Below are 319 nucleotides of genomic sequence, written 5' to 3' on the forward strand. Positions count from 1 at the left end.
TGTCATTTTTAAACTCGATCGCCTTGCTCCATGTATGTGAAAGTACTTTCTTCAGCAACCTTAATCGCTTCGATTCAACGATTCCTATCAGCCGTAGTCTATTGAGGATGCTAGCTATCTTTTCCAAGTAGGAACGTGACATTGTTCAGCATCTTTTTATCATGCCAGCGATAGAATAACTTTAATAGAGGCATAATTAAAATAAATATGAACAGCAATCTGGAGGTTTGAAATAAAGAAACAAGTGCAACGTCTGCTTTAACCGCATCAGCAAGTAATACCAGTTGATCTAATCCTCCGGGAGCAGTGCTTAAAAAAC

The 319-nt window shown here is 38.2% G+C and carries 1 protein-coding gene; it reads right to left on the minus strand.

What is annotated here, in order from left to right; all coding sequences use genetic code 11:
- Positions 1-110 precede the first annotated feature (110 nt).
- A partial coding sequence (locus tag R2R70_RS19485) for an AbrB family transcriptional regulator (RefSeq protein ID WP_410978819.1) occupies positions 111-319 on the minus strand: 209 nt, incomplete at its 5' end.

This window comes from Cobetia sp. SIMBA_158 (assembly GCF_046566945.1).
Classification (GTDB): domain Bacteria; phylum Pseudomonadota; class Gammaproteobacteria; order Pseudomonadales; family Halomonadaceae; genus Cobetia; species Cobetia amphilecti.